The organism is Gardnerella sp. DNF01180P (assembly GCF_049244205.1).
Classification (GTDB): domain Bacteria; phylum Actinomycetota; class Actinomycetes; order Actinomycetales; family Bifidobacteriaceae; genus Bifidobacterium; species Bifidobacterium swidsinskii.
The window spans coordinates 619,958-637,954 of record NZ_CP058386.1 but is presented as its reverse complement, the minus strand read 5'-3'; the positions used below and the strand labels follow the sequence as shown (position 1 = coordinate 637,954).

The following is a 17,997-nucleotide window of genomic DNA, read 5'->3' as shown; positions in this document are numbered from 1 at the left end:
GTGTTTAGTATTACTCGAAGATTTGCGCGGCTTCACTTATGGTTCGCTTTGCAGAAGATTCCCATAATTGCCCGATTATGCTCATACGCTGAACGCAAGCTCGATTGTGAAAGACACGAAAAGCAAGCATAAAAACAGCAAATATTGCAACTTCTACCCCTGCCATCATCCACGCTCCAGCAGCACCCTTCATCCAAGGAAACACACCAAAAGCTGCTTCGTCACACCAATACGCGCACTTTTCCATAAAGCTTGTTCCAATTGATGAAGCTTTCGCAAAAATAAGCGATAATCCATCGTTAAAGCTCGCACAAACTAGCGAAATTAAGCCGAACACTGTTGCCCAATCCATAAGAGGCGCAACTATTAAGTTAGCTGGCACAGACATAAAAGACACTTCCGGTTGCATAAGAATTTGCACTGGCATAGTCCAAAATTGTGCAGAAAGCGTTATAGCTAGCGCAGAAGCAACACAAGATGGCATATATTTTGCAAACGTTTTAGAAATCGGCACTCCCATAACAACAATTCCCAAAGTTGCTGCGGAAGAAAGAGCAAAAGCATAGTCCCAAGCGTATGAGGGATTTACCACAAGCACGCCTATAACAGTCCAACTTAAAGCACTAGCTGACTGGTATGGTCGTTTACAACACCATGCAACAGCGGATATTATTCCCATAATTAACGCTCGAAGCACAGATGCAGAAGGGTAAACTATTGCAGCCAAAGCAATTTGCAACGTAATTTGTATTAAAGATGTAGACCAACGAGGCAACAGTAATCGTGCGCAAAACTTGCGAATAATCATACTAAGTAGCAAAAAGTGCCCACCTGAAACTGCCATAACATGCATGATTCCAGCATGTTGAAAATGTTGACGCGTCATATTCGCATAAGTTTCGTCGACCGGCTCAAGTGAACTTGCATCCTCTACTGGCACATATTCTTGTCCAAGCATGCCAACAGTTACTCCAGGAACCAACATTCTGCCTTGCATATCGAGCTTATTTGTTACGTCATAAAACGATTTCCACAAATTACTAACAGCTTTATGCCAAAAGTCTGAGTCTTGTACAACATGCAAGTTTCGTTGAGTTTTTTCTACATGCAATTCAGGCTTACTACTATCAAATCTCGAAGCTTTCACGCTAACAGGAACGCTTAGGCTCGAACCATAGCTAAGTTGCTTGCATATTGGCGAATACGCATACAGTCGCGCTTGAACGTAACTTTTTTGCGCATCAAACTTATGCACTTGAACATTAGCTTGGCAATCTCCTTTAAAACTTCTAGACGAGCGCACAGGAGCAACTACTGTAAATTCTGCAAATCGCGCGCGCTCGGCATTATTTCCTTGAAAATACAGTGCTTTAGTAGGATTATTGCCGCGTATTTCTCGCATAATAACGTCACCAGATATCACATATTGAGTTATGTACGAAAGCATGCACGCAGCTACAAAAACGTTTATTATTACTAAAACTGTTCTGCGCCATATAAAAAACTTAAATTTTTTGCAAAATATAAAAATCGAAACTATAGTTGCATTGAATAAAACTATTGAAATGCAATAAATTATAGTAAAATTGCATAAGAATTTTCCAATTAAGCACCCAGCCCAGCACGCTGCAGCAACAGGAATCATACGAAAGTCACGACTTCCAGAAACGTTTTCTACTTTTTCTACGTTTTCTCGCATAATTCACCTATTTGACGTCAACATTCCCACGGAATTTATTCAAGGTTTTAGGTCCAATTCCTTTAATTTGCATCAAATCTTCTAAACTGCGAAAATAACCAACTCTTTTACGCTGAGCAATAATGCGCGCAGCAGTTTTGGGGCCGATTCCTTTTAAGGTTTGTAGTTGATCAAGCGTTGCAGTGTTTATATTGATTCTGCCAGTGTTACTTTGATGAGAAGCAGTATTCTCGTTGCTTTTGTCGCTTTTGTTATTACTGTCGCTTTTGTCGTTACTGTCACCTTTACTTCCTCTGTTGCCTTTACTGCCGCCGTTGCCTTTGCTTACGTCATCTCCGTCACTTCCGTCACCTCCGCTGTTTTCGTCGCTTTCATTACTTACGCTTTTTTCTTCATCATCATTTTTATTCTTATCTTTTACATTATTAAAAGAATACTTTTCGCGACTAGTATCGTCGTTTTCTATTGCAAACGCGCCTGCTTTTTCGTTCTGAACTCGTTGATATGTTAAGGATTGAGAAATGAGCATTGTCAGGCTTGCACAAAGAGCTGCAACTAGTATCAGCATTAAAGCAAGCGTATGTACAGGCTTCATGTGAAATCTAGGAGAAGTTTTGCTACTTATAATTTCTTCATCAAAAGAATTACAAGCTTTTTCGCAATAGTCGTCACTAAAATTTTTACCAAAATTGCTGTTAGAAAATTCTTCTAAAGACGTTGCAATTCGTCTCCGAGGCAAATCAGACGCAGGCTTATTAAACCTAAAATTATGCGCATAATTCTGCCCAAAATTCTGCTCAAAGTCTTCCATAAATCCCCCAACTCTTAAAGTTCTTAACTTAACTATTGGGCAACTTATAACACTTCGCAACAAAAATATGCGCCTGTGGTTAAAAGCAAAAAATGAGCAACACCGCTATCTTTTACAATCGTATTACTAACGCAGAAACCGCACTTCGCAAGTAATGTATAACCCCACTTATTCGTTACTAACGCAGAAACCTCGAAAAAAAATGCTGTGAAGCACGAAAAATCGCTCGCGCGGTTAACGCGCTCGCTACGAAACTCGCGTTGGAAGTCCACTGGACTTCCAACTTAAGCGAGTTTCCGCATTGAAATGCCTACGCGCGCTACGCTTTGAGCGCTCCGGCAAGTCAATGCGCAGCTTAATTAAGCCAACTTTAACCTTGACTCAGCTCTCGTCAGGCACAATAGACACAATCTTCGGAGCCTTCACAATCACCTTGCGCGGAGCCTTACCGCCCAAGCGATCAGCTACAGCTTCTAGCGCAAGCTTTTCAAGCTCAGAAGCGTCAATATTTGGATCAACTTCAAGCTTTGCACGAACCTTGCCCTTTATTTGCACAACGGCAGTAACAGTATCCTCACCAACGTAGCGAGCATCTGCAACAGGCCAATCTGCGTGAGCAATAGACTTATCATGCCCAAGCTTGCTCCACATTTCTTCGCAAATATGCGGCGCAATTGGAGCCAACATAAGAACCAGCGGCTCAACAGCTGCTCTCGGCACGTGAGGAAGCGAAGTCAAGTGGTTGTTAAGCACAATCAGCTTAGCAATTGCAGTATTTGGACGCATTGCTTCCATTTCCACAGTCACTTCTGCAATTGTGTTGTTAAGAATCTTCAACGTCTTCTCATCCAAAGCGTCGTCAGTTACCACGCAAGCTCCGGTTTCTTCGTTCACAACGTTACGCCACAAGCGCTGCAAGAATCGCATGCCACCAACAACGTTACGCGTGTTCCACGGACGAGACTCAGAAAGCGGACCCATGCTCATTTCGTACAAGCGGAACGTATCTGCACCGTAGTTTTCGTACATGTAGTCTGGGGTCACAATATTCTTTAAGCTCTTGCCCATTTTGCCGAACTCGCGGTTCACAGTTTCGCCATGCCACGTAAAGGTTGGCTCGCCAGTGCCGTTTGAAGCACCTTCTTCAACCTCGTCAGCAGGAACGTACTGTCCGCGCTCATCCGTATAAGCGTAAGCCTGAATCATGCCCTGGTTAAACAAGCGGTGGAATGGCTCAGCAGAATCCACGTAACCCAAGTCGTAAAGCGCCTTATGCCAGAATCTGGAGTAAAGCAAGTGCAAAACTGCGTGCTCTACACCACCAACATAAAGGTCAACGCCGCCAGAAACATGCTCTTTGCCTGGACGGTTTGTGCCCATCCAGTAGTCATATTCATCGCTGTCAACCATATGCTCAGCGTCGTTTGGATCCAAGTAGCGCATGTAATACCAGCAAGAACCAGCCCAGTTTGGCATAGTGTTGGTGTCGCGATAGTAGGTTTTTACGCCGTCACCAAGGTCGAGCTGAACTTTTACCCAATCCTCGTTTCGGCTCAAAGGTGCTTCAGGCTCAGAATTTGCGTCGTCTGGAGCGTAAGTTTTTGGCTGATAATCAGGAACGTCCGGCAATGCAATTGGAAGCTCACTATCTGACACTAAGTGAGCAACACCGTCCTCATCGTAAACGATTGGGAATGGTTCACCCCAGTAGCGCTGACGAGAGAACAGCCAGTCGCGAAGTCGGTAAGAAACTCTACCTTTTCCTACGCCTGCAGCTTCAAGCCAAGTCGTCACCTTTTTAATAGCTTCATCTACACGCAAACCGTTAATAGACAAAGCATCGCCAAGCTTATGAGTATGTTCTACTGCTGAATTAATAACAATTCCGTCGTGAGAAACAAACGGAGCTTTACCCTCGTAATCCTCCAACTTTTCTTCGGAATCAGGCAAAGGCTCAACAGTGTAAATTACTGGCAAACCGAATGCTTTTGCGAAATCATAATCGCGCTGGTCTCCGCCAGGAACTGCCATAATTGCACCTGTGCCGTAGCCCATAAGCACGTAGTCAGCAGCAAACAGTGGAAGCTTTGCTCCAGTTACAGGATTAATTGCATAAAGACCCGTAAACAAGCCTGTTTTTGCTCCTGCGTCTTCCGTGCGATCTTTAGCAGTCTTCGCGCGAGCTTGAGCTTGATACTCTGCCAAGCCTTCTTTAAGACTTGCGTAACCGCCCTTCCAGCCTTCTGGAACGTCCGCACCCCAAGCTTCTGGAACATGCTCAAGAATTGGGTGATCCACAGAAACAACAGCAAAAGTTGTACCAAAAAGCGTGTCTGGACGAGTAGTGTACACTTCCAAATCGCGCGTTTCGCCATCCGCACATGGCACTTCAAAGTGCACAGATGCACCGTGAGATTCGCCAATCCAGTTTCGCTGCATAAGCTTAACTTTTTCTGGCCAATCAATAGTGTTCAAATCTTCCACCAAGCGGTGTCCATAATCGGTAATTCGCATGGACCACTGGCGAAGGTTGCGCTGGAATACTGGGAAGTTTCCGCGTTCAGACTTACCTTCTGCAGTAACTTCTTCGTTTGCGAGCACAGTTCCCAAGCCTGGGCACCAATTTACAGGAGATTTAGAAATATAAGCAATGCGGAAATTGTTTAATACATCCGCTTGCTCTACTTTATTAAGCTCTTCCCACTTTTTGCCTGCAAAACCAGGAATTTCGCGCTTTCCGCTCTTAAACTCATCAACGAGTTCAACAATCGGACGAGCAGAACCCTTTCCGCCGTCTTTGCGCACAAAATCAGGGTTGTACCAAGCGTCATAAAGCTTGGAGAAAATCCACTGCGTCCAACGCACATAATTCGTATCAATAGTTGCAAAAGACCTACGATCATCAAAGCTCAAGCCCATGCGGTGCAGCTGCCTGCGCATATTAGCAATATTCGCTTCGGTAGTAATGCGAGGGTGCTGACCAGTTTGCACAGCGTACTGTTCCGCCGGCAAACCAAAAGCATCGTAACCCATTGCATGAAGAACATTCTCACCCTTCATGCGATGGTAGCGGCTTACAACATCCGTTGCCAAATATCCAAGAGGATGTCCAACATGTAAGCCTTTGCCGGAAGGATACGGGAACATATCCATTGCAAAGAAAGAAGGACGACCGTCAGCATTCCTGCCTTCGCCATCCTTCAAATTGCCCTTAACATTAGCGGCCCAAAATGTGCCCTGCTCGTCCCAGGTTTTTTGCCAGCGCTGCTCAATATCTTGTGCGAGCTGCGCGTTGTAACGAAAAGCTGGCTCAGCAATAGTAGCTTTGTTGTCAGCTGTTGCATACTGTTGATCGTTGTCGTTCATACCCTAGGACTATAGCGTCTAATATCGTCATTACGCAACACTTTTTACAAGTTTTGTTAAGAAAAATATGCTTTTTACGAAAGTTTTACTGTTTAATGCAATAAATTTATGCAAACAAGCTTTTTCATAAAATCCATTATTACAATAGTAAACAAAACAATAGTAAACAAATTATTATTAAATAACTTTTTAATACAAGAGGTTAAGAATTGAAAGTACCGAAGAATACACTACTACTTATTGCTTGTTTAGTTTGGGCAGCAGCAGGCTTTAATATTCTCAATATTGGGTTGTTAGCATACCAAAATTATTTGCAACCACTTAATTATGCTTTGTCTATTCTTGTTTTTGGCATATTCCAATTCCTAATTTTTGGCAAACTTGTAAAAAAGCATACTCAAAGAATTAACAGCTATGCGGAAGAAAAGCAGTTTTTCCTAAAATTCTTTGACGTAAAATCCTTCATAATTATGGCTTTTATGATGACAGGCGGAATTGCTTTGCGCGCAACTAACGCAGCTCCAGAACAGTTTATTGCAGTGTTCTACACAGGCTTAGGAACTGCACTATTTTTAGCAGGATTACTTTTTGGTTATCAATTTGCAAAAACGCTCTGCCCTGCACTTAAACACAAAGCATCTGATTGTGCTAATACTTCAGTAAAATAGTGAGCTTGGGAATAATTTAATTTATTAATAAATATTTTATTAAGTATGTAGCGCATGTTTCGTATGCGCTACTACGTTAAGAAGGCTTCTATGAACAACGCTGTATATAAGAAAAGTAGATTATATGCTCCTGAGCGTTTCTTTGAATGCGAAGGTAAAGGCTTAAAATGGCTTTCTGAAGCTCACAAATATGGCGGTCCTAGAGTGGCTGAAGTATTTGATTGGGGAAACGGTTACCTTAATATTGAGCGCATTGACACTCACTCAGCAACACCAATGGCTGCATTTGAGTTTGGTGCATCGCTCGCTCATATGCACGATTACGGTGCAAAATATTTTGGTGAGGCACCAGCAGCTTACGATGGAAAATGCTATTTTGGACCTTTAAGTGATCCAGTTGAAATGCCAACTGGCACTTGGAGTAATGTTATTGACTACCTTGCGGACGGACGATTGCGTCCTATGGTTGAGCTTGGTATTGCTCGCGGAGAGCTTACTCAAAGCGATTTAGATCTTACAAACGAAGTTATTGATGCGCTGCCTGATTTATTAGGAAAAGCTGCAGAAGATAAGCCTGCTCGAGTTCACGGAGACTTGTGGAGTGGAAACGTGTTATGGACTAAAAGTTCAGACGGCGAACACACTGAAGCTGTTCTTATCGACCCTGCAGCACATGGTGGGCACCGCGAAGAAGATTTAGCTATGCTTCATCTGTTTGGAATCAGCTATTTTAGGCAGATTTTAGACGGCTATCAGTCTGTTCATCCACTTAAAGCAGGTTTTGAGCAGCGCATGATTATTTGGCAGCTCTACCCTATTGCAGGACATTGCGTGTTCTTTGGCGGAGGCTACGTGAGCGAATACCGTAATATGTGCGAAAGTCTTATAAAAAGTTCTATAAGATAATTTTGCTCACTAAAATAGCAATGTAAGTATTTAGCACATGGCTATATACAATGTTAGAAGATAGTTACAAGTAGATCACATATAGACAGCAACAGATAGACCACGAAACGAGAGGTCACTACTATGATTCGTTTGTGCAACAGAACTATGCATCGTTCTTTAGTTATGCTGGCAGCATTAGTTACGATGCTTTTTGTTGTTAGCTCGTGCGCAAGTTCAACAAAAACTTCTTTAAAATCTGAAAATAAAGAACAAGCGAATCACGGTAACGTTATTGTTTTTACTCCATCAGACGGATTAGCAATAACACGCAATAAGCCTCTAAGCACGTGGGACATATTGGTTCCAGAATTAATAAAATCGTTAAAAGATAAGGGATTTGACGATAATTCTATTACTACTAAAACTTCTTCTAGCCTTTCAGAACAAAGCCGCGATGTGCAAGATTATGTAGTAAATTTGCTAAGCTCATTGAACAATGCAAAACAGAATAATTCAGGAAAGCACAATTCTGTTTCTGAAAATTCAAAAATCAAAAAACAATTAAGTAAAACGACAATTGTTATAGCTCCATGGACTAGCAAAAACGGCAATAATAACTATGGAGATTATGCAACGTTGCCTGCGTCTAATTCTGAAAATACACAAAAATCAAATACTCAGGACTTAAATTTACAAAACGACGATAACTCTCAATCATCTAAAGATGAGCTTAATGCAGAAAAACGATTGGCATCCTCACTTCGCCTAGCAAAAAAGGCGGGAATCCACGTTGTTATGCTCTCACGACGTGTTAGCGGTTTCAAACCTGATGTGATGTTCCATTTATCTGACGCAAGAACCATTGGCGAAATTCAAGCAACAACTCTGATACAAAAAATCGCTCTAGATCGTGCAACTAAAGAAAATCCACGCTATATTGAAGTTCTTTTGCCATGTCACAATCAAAAAAATATTAATGCAAACAATAATAATCAACAAAATAACAGCGACGAAGCAAGCGAAGATGATGATTCTAACAACAATACGCATGCAAATAGCGAAACAGCATTCCATGATGATTTTGCTGAAGAAGCATTCGCTGGCATTTGGAAAGTTTTGAGACCATATTTTGCTTCTGGGACATTAATAAGCACTTCTGGAAGATTGAATGTGAATAGTAGCGAAAAAGACTGGACCAATGTTGCTTTCGACGCAGATGTAGCTGACTCTGTGAAAAATGAGTTAACAAAACGAATTACGAAAAGTACAAGTCTTTTTTCACACTCAAAGCATCGCGTTGATGGAATTATTGCGCTCGATGATCAAATTGCTTTACAAGCCGTACAAGTACTAAACAATCTCGGTTATGAAGGAAGCGCAGCAGATATAAACCCATCTTTCAATTTGCCGGACGTTATCGGAAACTTCATAGGGAAACGAGATCTTAATAAAAGACCAGTTCCTGCTCCAAAAGATTCTGCAAAGAAATCCGAAAAAGAATTACAACAACAGCAGAAAAAAGATGAGGAAGAAGAATCAGAAGCAAAGAAATGGCCAGTAATAACTGGTTATGGCGCGTACAAAAATATTATGCCAAACATTGTGAGCGGAAAGCAATGGATGACAACTATAGAAAATCATAAGCAGATTGTTCAAGATCTTACTGCTACTTGTTATTCTTTGAACAGAAACGGTAAACTTGACAAAAAAATCGCTACAGTGCAAATAAAAATTGAACACGGGGAAACTGTACCTACTGTTAACGAGCAATTAGTGGCAGTAAGCGCAACAAATCTAAAGTCACGTTTAATTGACCCAGGTTACGTATCATTAGCAGACGCAGGCTTGTAAATACAATTTTTGAACGCAAGTTATGGAACGCAAGTTGTGAAATATAAGTTGTGGAACGCAATCTGCAGCTTCAAGCTAACTTCAAGCTATATTCCCCACGAATTTACACACAGCTAACGTTTGCGTGGAGCATAAATAACGTGTTCGATAAGGTCGTTATAACGCTCTACAACAACTTGACGACGCGCCTTTAAACTTGGCGTAATCAAACCGTTTGCTTGAGTAAACTCATCTGGAACTATTTCGAACTTGCGAATAGACTCAGCTCTAGAAACTAGCTCATTTGCTTTGCTAACAGCACGTTCAACTTCTGCTCGCACAATACCGTTATGTGAAGCTTCTTTTAAAGACCGTACGGGGCATGCACCACGCGAAGAAAGCCAAGTATTTACTTCTGATAAATCGAGCGCAATAATTGCTGAAACAAACGGCTTCCTGTCTCCGATAACAACAGCTTGAGAAATAATAGGTGAAGACATTAATGAAGCTTCTAACGCATTTGGAGATAAGTTCTTACCGCCAGCAGTAATAATAAGATCTTTCTTTCTGCCTGTAATACGCACAAAACCGTCATCGTCTAAAGATCCAAAATCTCCAGTATGCAACCAGCCATTTACAATCTGCTGTTTGGTAAGCTCAGGATTATTATGGTAGCCTCTGCACACTGCAGGACTTTTAATACACAATTCACCATCATCAGCAATAGCAACAGATACACCCTTTACAGGCAAACCAACGGTACCAATGCGATAACCTGTCGTAGGATTCACCATAGAAGGAGCACAAGTTTCTGTCATTCCATAGCCTTCTAGAAGAGGCAAACCAATGCCATTAAAGAAGTGTGCAATCGACAAATCTAAAGGAGCACCGCCCGAAATAGCGTATGAAACAGAGCCTCCAAATACGTGTAGTAGTGGAGCATACACTAATTTTTTACATATTGAATGGCTAAGAGCGAGCATTGGAGGAACCATTGAACTAGACTGTTGAGCGCGAGACCATTCGCGAGCAACCTTAGATGCATAAGCAAAAATAAAACCTTTTACTCCTCTGCCTGCTTTTTGAGAAGCAGCATTGTAAATCTTCTCAAAAATGCGTGGAACCCCAAGAATAAATGTTGGTTTAAAAGTTTGAAAATCAGACAATACAGTTTTCAAATTACTCGTCAAACCAAGAGTTATATTTCCAGCAAAGCAGAACAATTGCATAAACCTAGCAAAAACGTGCGCAAGAGGCAAGAACAGCAAAAGACGCGGGCTGCCTTTTAACGCAATGTCTGGCATAGAAATAACACCTGATTTAGCAATAAAGACAAAATTGCTATGAGTAAGTTCAATTCCTTTTGGCTCACCAGTTGAACCTGAAGTGTACACAATTGTTGCTATGTCACTTCCATTAACAGCGTGCACTCGCTCATAAAATTCAGCATCAGTTACTGCTTTACCGTATTCAATGCACGCGTCGATAGCACCACGATTCATCACATATACGTCGTGAAGAGTAGGACATTCTTCTTGAACAGCCTCTACTTTCGGCAACATTTCAGGAGACTCCACAAATATTGAACATACTTGAGAATCTTGAACAATATGTTGTATTTGCAACGAAGAGCTTGTTTCATAAATTGGCACTGTCAATGCGCCTATAGACATAATAGCCATATCAAGAATTGTCCATTGCCATGAAGTGTGAGCAATAATTGACACAGCGTCACCAGGCATTACCCCTCTAGCAATAAAGCCTTTAGCGACAGCTATTACTGTATCTCTAAATTCTTGAGCAGTATATGACTTCCAAACGCCGTCAGCTCCAACGTATTCAACCAAAGAACCATTAGGATTGCGCTCTGCTCGCTCTTCTAGCAGTGAGAAAACATTAACATCTGTATCAATAGACTCATCAAGTGGACGAGAATATTCTTGCATATTAGCTCCTCTATCTGCTGAATTGATGTATATCTTTACTATACGCGATTTGCAAGCCCTCGCATATGCGAATATCTACAAGATTGTAATAAATTTTGTTCATTTATCTACAAATATCTACGATACAAATATAGTATTTTGCTTATTCCACAGGCTTAAGCACAATGCGACGCTTAACAGTCATTCTTTCAGGATTAGCATATGTACGATTTTTACGTTTTAAACCCCACTGCACACAAGTTGTGCCGCAATGGTCCGAACCTCCTTCGACATGTGCAAAATTCTGGCCTCTTTTCACAAAAACACCAACGCTAAACTTTGTTACAGCAGGCTCAAAAGTGGATGTCAGTTCACCATGCCTAATAGTCACAACTGATTTACCAGCGACTTTACCAGCAAAACTAATAACGCCATCTGCAGGCGCAAATAAAGGAGTCCCTGTGCTTGCAGCTAAATCTACGCCGCGATGCCCAGCCATCCAAGGTTTAGGCGGAGGATTAAAAGCTTTTACTATTCGTGCAGGTTTTACAGGCCATTGCATAGCTGACTTGCATGTTTTTTCGCTATAAGAGCCTTTAGAAAGAGCACACTTGTGGCAACATGTCACAGCAGATTCTACAACATAATATTTAAGATGATGACTATTTTGCGAAATTTCGGGTTGTAAAAACAGCGTATCTAATAAAATAACTGAGATTATAAAAATCCCCAAACAGGCAGATATTTTGTAATATAATTCATAATTTTTGCGAATACACATATATTCCCCATCCATATTTTTATAAAACGACTTTTATAAAAGTTTTGCAGCTAATTTGCGAAAATCATAAGCTTTTAAAGCATTGTGGATAAAACATATGCTTATAATCACTGTTTCGACACGCCAAAACACGCCATATTTGCATCTTTGAAAATTACGTGTAATATAAATGTCTTGTGCACAGCGCTTAGTTGAGTACAAGATATTCCTGCGTAGCTCAGTTGGCAGAGCGTTCGACTGTTAATCGAATGGTCGCTGGTTCAAGCCCAGCCGCAGGAGCCATGAAGCCACTGGTTTTCCAGTGGCTTTTTGCGTTAAATATTACGACTTGTATCCACAAGCAAAATCTTGATTGTTTAGTGCTCATGAGCGTGGCTAACATAAACATTTTGGCGTATTATATAAACAAGTTGCGTATTTAAATGCGCTAATGTTGAGCAGCAATAGATAACAGAGGACAAATATGAATCAACATAGCTCCGATAGTGTTGAAAAGAGTCAAAAGAAAAAGCTCATTATTCTCATTGTGGGAATTGTTGTGCTAGCTTTAGCTCTTGGCGCAGTTGGCACACTTTGGTATATGAAGCAGACTGAACGCACTAAAGCAGCTCGCAAACAGTGCGAAATAAAAGTTGCACAAATTTCTAAAGCCAAAGCCGTATGGAAAAGTTTAGTACACAACAGCGTAATAACAGATCTCACAAAAGGTGACTCTGATAACGCAAAAGAACTTGCTAAAATCATGAGCGAAAAGGTTCCTGACGCAGTATCTTGCACAGCAAACTCTCCTGAAGAACTTGGTTCCCAAAGCGTAGAAGCTTTAGCTGCTTCTGAATGGTATGCAGTCAAAGCAAAAAGAGTGCGCGAGTTGGCTGTTACATTAATCGATGAAAATAACAAAAAAGATAAAGACAAAGACAAGCAAGACGAAGAAACAAAGAAGCAAGAGATAAATGAATCGACTGGAATTGTAATTCAGCGTTCAAATGTTGTCCCACCAAAGCCAAAGCCAACACCAGCGCCGACGACAAATACTCAAGACACTAAGAAACAGAAGACTGAGAAGAATAAGAATAAAGACAAAGACAAGAACAAAGACAAGAACAAAGATAAGGAAAAAGAACAGGAAAAGAACAAAGAAAAAGATAAGGATACAAAAGGCAGCGAAGACGGATCTGGCGACGGAAACCATAAAGGAAATGATGGTCAAGAAGATCCGAATGATAAAGCAAAAAAGGGCGACCAAGATTCCTCTGCTAAAGCGGATCTAATAGGACCTCCACCATCTTCAGAATCTCCACAAAAACCATAAAACATATTCCTCTGTTATCTAACTCAATAATAAAAGCTCCCAGTGATATACGCTGGGAGCTTTTACATTATCTAACTCTACATCGTAAACGATATTGAACTTTATAAACTATTCATTCATTTTGCTACTCGAACATGAGTTAAATCGACTTCCTCAAGAGGAATTACTCGAGTATGATTTTTAATCTTATAACCAATGTATAGAACGATAAATAGCGGCACAGACATGTACGTGATTCCAATAGCCTGCCAGTTAAGCGTTGCAAATGAATGCAAATCCTGACCAACAATAACAAGAATACATAAGAAGAACGCAACAATAGGACCAAACGGATACCACTTTGCTCGATAAACTAATTCATCTAAGGAATGACCTTGAGCCAAGTATGCTTTACGGAAGCGATAATGAGCTGCAGCAATACCAGCCCAAGCAATAAAACCAGTCAAACCACTTGCAGCAACCAGGAACATGTAAATTTGCGAACCAAAAATACTCATAAAGAAAGTAAATAAAGCAACTACAAATGTAGCAATCAACGCAGGAACAGGAATACCACGAAGACTTACCTTGCCAAATACTTTTGGAGCATTATCTTCTTTTGCGAGCGAATAAAGCATTCTTGTTGAAGCATACATGCCGGAATTTGCTGCAGAAATAACAGAAGTCAGAATCACTGCATTCATAACTGCCGCTGCAGCTGCAAGCCCTGCACGTTGGAACACAAGCGTAAACGGACTAATAGCAATATCAGTTACATCAGAACCAAGTAAGTTCTTGTCAGTATAAGGAATAATGCAAGCAATAACGAAAATTGCAAGAATGTAGAAGAGAAGAATACGCCAGAACACTTGCTTTACAGCTTTTGGAATACTCTTTTCAGGAGTTGCAGACTCTCCAGCAGTAATACCAATAAGCTCAGTTCCTTGGAAAGAGAAGCCTGCAATAGCGAACGCACACAACACTGCAGGAACACCGCCTGCAAATGGAGCGTCCTTATGAGTGAAGTTTTGCAAGAATGGCGCTTTGCCGCCAACAATGCCAACAATCGTAAGCGAACCGATAACAAGGAATACGATTACTGCCAACACTTTAATAATAGAAAGCCAGTATTCGGTTTCTCCAAAGCACTTAACTGTAAGCACATTGATAACCAAAATAAGCATAAGAACCGACAGTGAGAAAATCCATATTGGCACTGTTGGGAACCAATATTGCAGAACTATTGCTGCAGTACTAACGTCCACCGCAACCGTAATAGCCCAATTAAACCAATAGTTCCAGCCCATTGCGAAACCTAGTGCAGGATCAATAAAACGTCCAGAATACGATGCAAACGATCCACTAATAGGCATAAATGTTGCCATTTCACCAAGGGAAGTCATAAGGAAGTACACCATAATGCCAATCGCACCATAAGCAAGCAAAGCACCACCAGGACCAGCCATATGGATTGTTGCACCACTAGCAACGAATAAGCCGGTACCAATGCTGCCACCTAAAGCAATCATGGAAATATGTCGGGTTTTTAATCCTCGATGAACATCGTTATTTTGCTGAGCATTCTGCTGAGTATTCTGTGCAGCAGTAGATGATAATGAGCTACTCATTTTTCCTCCTTTCATGACAATCAGAGGCAAAAACAAGCAAGCAAAAGCAAGCGTGTCGATAGCTCTCCGCAGCGAATGCCGACTCGCTGCGACAGTCCTTGGTATATTAAGCCAAGTCCCAGCTCACTACTTTTGGGATTAAGCAGTAAACTTCGGCGCTCTCCCCTTTTGTAAGCAATTAACGCTTTCCCTAGCTCATGCTTACTACTCTTGTCGAGCGCGACCTCTGGTCGATGGTGTTCATTATTAGTACGACTTGCAGACAAACAGTAAAAAATACGGCGTGGCGCATAAAAATTAAAAAATAATAACAAAAAACGCCACCCCAAAAAGAGGTGACGTTTAAAATTTGTGGAGCTAGGGGGATTCGAACCCCCGACCCCCTCCATGCCATGGAGATGCGCTACCAGCTGCGCCATAGCCCCGTTTTTACTTATGCCGTTCAAACGAACCTTTGATAGGTTACAACAAATAGCCGTTCTATCCAAATGCGGCGTGTCGAATTCAACTTACAAATTCCAAAAATCCTGCGAATTCTACTAACAATTTAGTCGCCAATTCGGCAAACCAATTCAAGAACCAATTCGAAAATTAGTTACCATTGGCACTTCCAGATTGATCACCATTACCAGGAGAAGTTACATTGTTTGAAGAACCAGTAGATCCCGAAGATCCAGCAGATCCAGCACCTGCATCAGAACTATCAGCACCCGATCCACTATTCCCACTAGCAGCATCACCTGAATTCGTTCCTGAATCATTGTTAGTATCACTACCTAAATCATTATCGGAATGACCACCTGTCGAACTATCTGCATTTTCATTGCCATGTTCATCATTTTCATCTTCATTACCATCTTTACTATCAGAATCATCATGAGATTTCTTATGGTCTTGATTAGTATTCGTATTAAGACGTTGCTTAGGTTGTGGTTGATTTTGCTGTTGCTCATGACTAATTTCTTCAGGCTTATCAATATTGTCTGTGCCTTTTCCTTGTGTAAACAAAAGAACAGCACCTGCAGTAACAATAACAGCCATAAGAGCACTTATAACAGCAACAACAATTGTTGTACGATGATCGTTTCTATTTTGGTAAGATCTAGAAGAGTAACCGTAGTTTTCACTAACAACCTTAGATAACGGCACCGGCTCTGGAATTGTGCCTTCCGACAGTTCCATGTCTTCTTCATGCTGTTCACGTAATTTCGACAATTCCAAAATACGCGTATTTTCTAATTCTGGATTACGGACTTGCGAACTAACAGTGCGTCCAAATCTTGCATCTTGAACAGCCATATTTTTGTCATCTGAAGGATCAGTATTACATTGCAACGAATTTGATGAATATTGCATATGAATATCATCTCCAATTCTTTTAGAATCAACATTCTCTAAACCATTTGAACGCACGCTAGAATCTGACACATTACTAAAATTAGACTGTTCTGTAGAAGTATTCGGATTTACTTCCGAAAGTTTACGCGATGAAGCGTGAATAACATTCTGATACAACTGTGATGCTACTGCTGAGACAATAGAACCAATAGCTACGCCAATAACTGAACCAGCAATACCAATTTTCGAAGCAAGTAAAAACGAAGTCACTGCAGCGAGCGATCCAGCTAATACTTGCGTAAACGATATGCCTTTGAAGAAATTCTTCACTTATGCACCTTAACTATTTATGCGAATATAATGCCAAAATGCATGGCAAATATGCAAATTCCACTACCAACATTATTACAACAATGATGGTATCACTCTACGCAAAAATTGCACAGTATTGCCAGAGCATTCTTACAACAAAATCACAAGTCTTATATACATAAAACTTAGCTACACAAAACTGAAATGCCTAAGACTTAGCAACCTCAAAATCTCTATCTTTATAAGAAAGCTCACAATTCGCTTTTTTATCACAATAATGCTCACCTAAGCTTGCAGTAATAATTGCAGCAAATATTAAAGCAAATCCCACAAAAGCCATGTTAGAAACATGCTCATGAAAAAGAACAGTAGAGAATAAAAGCGTGAACAAACTTTCAGTGCACATAATCACAGAAGCGTTTGCAGTAGAAAGATTCACCAAACTATAGTTTTGCATAATTTGTGCAACTACTGTTACTACTACTGTAAGGTAGAACATATTAGCAAAAATAGAGAAATGATTAGCAGCGTTAAAGTTTGGCAAAGGCTCACAAATAAGCGCACCAGCTACAAAAAGTACGCCTGAAACAACAAATTGCCCAAAAGTTAACGTAACTGGATTATATTTACGAGAATAATACGCAAGGAACGTAAGATTAAAAGCAAAAATTGCAGCACATAATAGAGTAAGAAAATCTCCATAAGACAATGTGAGCACAAGCATTCCAGGCTTTAATGCCACAAAACCTACTCCAGCAACGCACATAACTGCAGCTACTAATCCTAAAAGAGTTGGCTTTTTCTTGACGATTAACCAAGCAGAAAATGGCGTAATTACGCAATATGCTGCTGTCAAAAACGCGCTACGACCTGGATCAATTGAACGTAACCCTTCAGTTTGCAAAATTAAAGTAGCATAATACGTAATTCCAGTTAGCAAAGAAGGAACAATAAGCTTTTTTGTAAAAGTTTTACGAAGAGTACTGAAAAAAATAACAGCCATAATTGCGCAAGCACCAACCATACGAACGCCCATAAGCCATTGCACAGGAAACACTTCAAGAGCATATTTTGAAGAAACATAGCTGCCACCCCAAATAGCAGCACAAATCAACAACATAATCTGAGCAGTATGAACACTTTTACCTTGAGGCATGCCCGATTTATCCGAAAGCGGTTCAGCTATAGATTTAGCTGTTTCATATTTCACCTTCATAATGTTTCCCCTTCAACTATAAAAGTTGATTCTTTAAAATTTTTCTTTTATAAAGCGTTTTAGCTTATAAAATAGACAGAATAGCCGTAAAATCGTGAAAAGTACAACTTTCTGGCGTTCTTTCGTAAAATTTCCGATATACGCTTCAGAAAACAGTGGCAATCAAGTATTTTGCTGTATAAATTTCACCCACGAAACTATTGAAGAATTGGGTGATTTATATCACAACTTACAATTTTTTACG

At 40.7% G+C, this 17,997-nt stretch carries 12 protein-coding genes, 2 tRNA genes and 1 riboswitch; of the genes, 5 read left to right on the top strand and 9 right to left on the bottom strand.

The annotated features are described in order from the left end of the window. Nucleotides 1–10: 10 nt before the first annotated feature. The 3 genes from HXT40_RS02395 to leuS form a co-directional block, all read right to left on the bottom strand. On the bottom strand, nucleotides 11–1,699 hold the full coding sequence (locus HXT40_RS02395; protein WP_076002928.1) for a ComEC/Rec2 family competence protein: 1,689 nt from the start codon (nucleotides 1,697–1,699) through the stop codon (nucleotides 11–13). Between the two features lie 7 nt (nucleotides 1,700–1,706). Further along, nucleotides 1,707–2,510 carry a ComEA family DNA-binding protein gene (locus HXT40_RS02390; protein ID WP_410310349.1) on the bottom strand — a complete coding sequence of 268 codons (804 nt, stop codon included), beginning with the start codon at nucleotides 2,508–2,510 and terminating at the stop codon, nucleotides 1,707–1,709. Between the two features lie 381 nt (nucleotides 2,511–2,891). Beyond that, on the bottom strand, nucleotides 2,892–5,876 hold the full coding sequence (leuS, locus tag HXT40_RS02385) for a leucine--tRNA ligase (RefSeq protein WP_410310348.1): 2,985 nt from the start codon (nucleotides 5,874–5,876) through the stop codon (nucleotides 2,892–2,894). Between the two features lie 209 nt (nucleotides 5,877–6,085). Between leuS and HXT40_RS02380 the strand changes: the two genes are divergently transcribed. The 3 genes from HXT40_RS02380 to HXT40_RS02370 all read left to right on the top strand — a co-directional run bounded on the left by HXT40_RS02380 (nucleotide 6,086) and on the right by HXT40_RS02370 (nucleotide 9,283). Beyond that, nucleotides 6,086–6,544: a hypothetical protein gene (locus HXT40_RS02380; protein WP_116994666.1), complete on the top strand. Its 459-nt coding sequence runs from the start codon at nucleotides 6,086–6,088 to the stop codon at nucleotides 6,542–6,544. A gap of 90 nt (nucleotides 6,545–6,634) precedes the next feature. Continuing rightward, nucleotides 6,635–7,450 (top strand): fructosamine kinase family protein, encoded by an 816-nt coding sequence (locus HXT40_RS02375; RefSeq protein WP_421777310.1) that lies wholly within the window; start codon nucleotides 6,635–6,637, stop codon nucleotides 7,448–7,450. A 123-nt stretch (nucleotides 7,451–7,573) separates the two neighbouring features. Then, a complete protein-coding gene (locus HXT40_RS02370) occupies nucleotides 7,574–9,283 on the top strand; it encodes a hypothetical protein (RefSeq protein WP_248893415.1) in 1,710 nt (569 codons plus the stop codon). A 113-nt stretch (nucleotides 9,284–9,396) separates the two neighbouring features. Here HXT40_RS02370 and HXT40_RS02365 read toward each other — a convergent pair whose 3' ends face one another. Together HXT40_RS02365 and HXT40_RS02360 are read right to left on the bottom strand one after the other, a co-directional pair. Continuing rightward, on the bottom strand, nucleotides 9,397–11,208 hold the full coding sequence (locus HXT40_RS02365; RefSeq protein WP_416091156.1) for an AMP-dependent synthetase/ligase: 1,812 nt from the start codon (nucleotides 11,206–11,208) through the stop codon (nucleotides 9,397–9,399). Nucleotides 11,209–11,350: 142 nt separating this feature from the next. Next, nucleotides 11,351–11,968, bottom strand: a complete 618-nt coding sequence (locus HXT40_RS02360) for a M23 family metallopeptidase (RefSeq protein WP_012914292.1) — start codon at nucleotides 11,966–11,968, stop codon at nucleotides 11,351–11,353. 206 nt (nucleotides 11,969–12,174) lie between these two features. Here HXT40_RS02360 and HXT40_RS02355 point away from each other — a divergent pair. Both HXT40_RS02355 and HXT40_RS02350 read left to right on the top strand, forming a co-directional pair. Continuing rightward, a tRNA-Asn gene (locus HXT40_RS02355) sits at nucleotides 12,175–12,250 on the top strand. A 181-nt stretch (nucleotides 12,251–12,431) separates the two neighbouring features. Further along, the gene (locus HXT40_RS02350) at nucleotides 12,432–13,280 is read left to right on the top strand and encodes an ATPase (protein ID WP_416091155.1); all 849 of its coding nucleotides are present in this window, start codon (nucleotides 12,432–12,434) and stop codon (nucleotides 13,278–13,280) included. A 116-nt stretch (nucleotides 13,281–13,396) separates the two neighbouring features. Here HXT40_RS02350 and HXT40_RS02345 read toward each other — a convergent pair whose 3' ends face one another. The 4 genes from HXT40_RS02345 to HXT40_RS02330 all read right to left on the bottom strand — a co-directional run bounded on the left by HXT40_RS02345 (nucleotide 13,397) and on the right by HXT40_RS02330 (nucleotide 17,753). Next, nucleotides 13,397–14,788 (bottom strand): amino acid permease, encoded by a 1,392-nt coding sequence (locus tag HXT40_RS02345; protein WP_162861137.1) that lies wholly within the window; start codon nucleotides 14,786–14,788, stop codon nucleotides 13,397–13,399. Nucleotides 14,789–14,938: 150 nt separating this feature from the next. After that, nucleotides 14,939–15,125, bottom strand: a riboswitch (Lysine riboswitch). Between the two features lie 114 nt (nucleotides 15,126–15,239). Further along, a tRNA-Ala gene (locus HXT40_RS02340) sits at nucleotides 15,240–15,312 on the bottom strand. A 166-nt stretch (nucleotides 15,313–15,478) separates the two neighbouring features. Next, nucleotides 15,479–16,555, bottom strand: coding sequence for a hypothetical protein (locus tag HXT40_RS02335; RefSeq protein WP_064622000.1), 1,077 nt, complete (start codon nucleotides 16,553–16,555; stop codon nucleotides 15,479–15,481). 190 nt (nucleotides 16,556–16,745) lie between these two features. Next, nucleotides 16,746–17,753 (bottom strand): DMT family transporter, encoded by a 1,008-nt coding sequence (locus HXT40_RS02330; RefSeq protein WP_421777309.1) that lies wholly within the window; start codon nucleotides 17,751–17,753, stop codon nucleotides 16,746–16,748. Nucleotides 17,754–17,997 lie beyond the last annotated feature (244 nt).

Bases quoted from the DNA above. Each gene is read 5' to 3' on its own strand.
- HXT40_RS02395 (WP_076002928.1), bottom strand. From the start codon at position 1,699: ATGCGAGAAAACGTAGAAAAAGTAGAAAACGTTTCTGGAAGTCGTGAC.
- HXT40_RS02390 (WP_410310349.1), bottom strand. From the start codon at position 2,510: ATGGAAGACTTTGAGCAGAATTTTGGGCAGAATTATGCGCATAATTTT.
- leuS (WP_410310348.1), bottom strand. From the start codon at position 5,876: ATGAACGACAACGATCAACAGTATGCAACAGCTGACAACAAAGCTACT.
- HXT40_RS02375 (WP_421777310.1), top strand. From the start codon at position 6,635: ATGAACAACGCTGTATATAAGAAAAGTAGATTATATGCTCCTGAGCGT.
- HXT40_RS02370 (WP_248893415.1), top strand. From the start codon at position 7,574: ATGATTCGTTTGTGCAACAGAACTATGCATCGTTCTTTAGTTATGCTG.
- HXT40_RS02365 (WP_416091156.1), bottom strand. From the start codon at position 11,208: ATGCAAGAATATTCTCGTCCACTTGATGAGTCTATTGATACAGATGTT.
- HXT40_RS02360 (WP_012914292.1), bottom strand. From the start codon at position 11,968: ATGTGTATTCGCAAAAATTATGAATTATATTACAAAATATCTGCCTGT.
- HXT40_RS02350 (WP_416091155.1), top strand. From the start codon at position 12,432: ATGAATCAACATAGCTCCGATAGTGTTGAAAAGAGTCAAAAGAAAAAG.
- HXT40_RS02345 (WP_162861137.1), bottom strand. From the start codon at position 14,788: ATGATTGCTTTAGGTGGCAGCATTGGTACCGGCTTATTCGTTGCTAGT.
- HXT40_RS02330 (WP_421777309.1), bottom strand. From the start codon at position 17,753: ATGAAGGTGAAATATGAAACAGCTAAATCTATAGCTGAACCGCTTTCG.